Annotated in this window: 3 protein-coding genes and 1 pseudogene; 2 read left to right on the forward strand and 2 right to left on the reverse strand. The window is 47.4% G+C overall.

Going from position 1 to position 1,810, the window contains the following annotated elements; all coding sequences use genetic code 11:
• The coding region (locus IQ260_RS30300) for a YadA-like family protein (RefSeq protein WP_193996757.1) at positions 1-434 on the forward strand (434 nt) is incomplete at its 5' end.
• A 97-nt stretch (positions 435-531) separates the two neighbouring features.
• Here IQ260_RS30300 and IQ260_RS30305 read toward each other — a convergent pair.
• Both IQ260_RS30305 and IQ260_RS31605 read right to left on the reverse strand, forming a co-directional pair.
• Entirely contained in the window at positions 532-1,329 is a 798-nt protein-coding gene (locus IQ260_RS30305; RefSeq protein WP_193996758.1) for an SGNH/GDSL hydrolase family protein, read from the reverse strand.
• A gap of 1 nt (position 1,330) precedes the next feature.
• Positions 1,331-1,462, reverse strand: a complete 132-nt coding sequence (locus IQ260_RS31605) for a hypothetical protein (RefSeq protein WP_265579599.1) — start codon at positions 1,460-1,462, stop codon at positions 1,331-1,333.
• 97 nt (positions 1,463-1,559) lie between these two features.
• Here IQ260_RS31605 and IQ260_RS30310 point away from each other — a divergent pair.
• Positions 1,560-1,810: pseudogene (locus IQ260_RS30310) on the forward strand (1-acyl-sn-glycerol-3-phosphate acyltransferase); the annotation flags it as partial.

A 1,810-nucleotide genomic window follows, 5' to 3' on the forward strand; every position in this document is an offset into this window, starting at 1 on the left:
TCACCGCTGCTGTTCCTGCTGCAGCCCCTCTCACGGCATTTGCTCAAGAAGCGCCTGACTATAACTATTTTGGTGTTGGCGGTGGCGATGAGGGATTTGCCGTGAATGGTAAAGTCACCCTCTCCGACAATCTCTCAGTTCGTCCTGCTGTGAGCACCGACTTTGATTTTAACGATGGTGAAGATGTGGTCTACGTCCTACCCATCACCTATGATTTCAATTCTGTTGATCCCGGTGGTCGTCTCTATCCTTTCCTAGGCGCTGGCATCAATGGCGAACTCGGTGACGACAGCTCTATAGAAGCAGCTGTAACCGGCGGTGCTGACTACCGCGTGACTGACAAGTGGCTCGTCAATGGTTCTGTTGTTTGGTCTCCGTTCCAAGATGGTAGCGACGATGTTGACTTTGTCGCTGGCGTTGGCTATAGCTTCTAGTCACTGTTTTGTTGACTAACGACTCTCTCTATCACAAACGTCTCCCCAAAAGCCCCGCCATGAGCGGGGCTTTTACTGTGCGATATCTTCTGGTTAGTTAAGAATCTCCTGAGGCAATAGTGTCAGAATCCTCGACGTTGGGTAGATTGGCTGTTTCAAAGAATTCAACAAACGCCTGATTTAGTGCATTGTAGCCCTGTTCATTCAGATGTAGTTCATCCTCACGATAGTTCTCAGCCATGCGCCCTTGCTCATTGGCAAGGGCTGAAAAACTATCAAAGACAATTACCTGATCATCATCATTATCTAACGAATCAATGTAGCCATTTACCTCATAAATGGCCTGGGCAATGTCATCTGACCAGACAGGTTTACGGATGATAGGCACTTCGCCTACGGGAAGAATGGTCGTTATGATCACGGTGGCTCCCAATGCTCTGGACTCCTCGACCATTTGGCGAATGTTAGCGCGACAAAGATCGATGATAACGTTACGATTCTCTGGCATCAGAGGAATGGTTTTTAAGTCATTCACACCAACTTGAATGACAACAATATCAGGATCTAAATCTTTTATATGATGTTCAAAGCGCTGGCTGGTTTGAGCGGAGGTTTGACCATCGACACCACGGTTGATAAATTCATATCCGTCAATCCGAGGAGCTGGCCAGCTGGCCACTCTAGAATCTCCAAAGAAAACTACTCGCTTGGCATCTTCTTTGTCCTTGCGTTTATAGTCTTGGGTATAGTAACTAAGACCTAGCGGGTCTAAACGTACCTGACTGAGTTCAACGTAGTATTTTTTGACTTGAGTATAGAGGAAAAAATTGAGAGCTACTGAAGCACCTACAAGAGGTATCCCCAATGACGTCAGTAGCGAACTAACCTTGACCATTTTATAGAACCGTTAGAGGCATAAAGGCAATGACGGTAGACGGTTGTAATGAATCTTGAAGACTGAGATTTTGACCCAAATTGTTCCAGGGAACGACGCTTGTATCTGGAGCTGATGGACTGACTCGTTGCATAGAAAGGTGTTTAACGGTTTTAAAGCTTTGGGGAACTTTTATAAGGCTAAGATAGAGCGCGCAGGATAAGCATTGAGACAAGCACACCCTTGACCCTATGGCTTCTGAAACTCCATTATTTTTTCCGCCCAACCAGCAGCCGTTATTAATTCGGCTGGTGCAGAGTGTGTCGTATCTGGTCCTACAGCGTTTGTATCGGTGTGGGTTGGTGGTCTGTGATGACGATGTGGCTAAGCTGCGAGCCATCGATGGGGCGCGGGTGGTGTATGTGTGCAACCATCCCACCATGGAAGATGGCATGACGTTGTTTAGCTTGGCGGCGCGGGTGGGGCAGCTGTGGCACTATAT

This window comes from Leptolyngbya cf. ectocarpi LEGE 11479, assembly GCF_015207065.1.
Classification (GTDB): Bacteria; Cyanobacteriota; Cyanobacteriia; order Phormidesmidales; family Phormidesmidaceae; genus Leptothoe; species Leptothoe ectocarpi.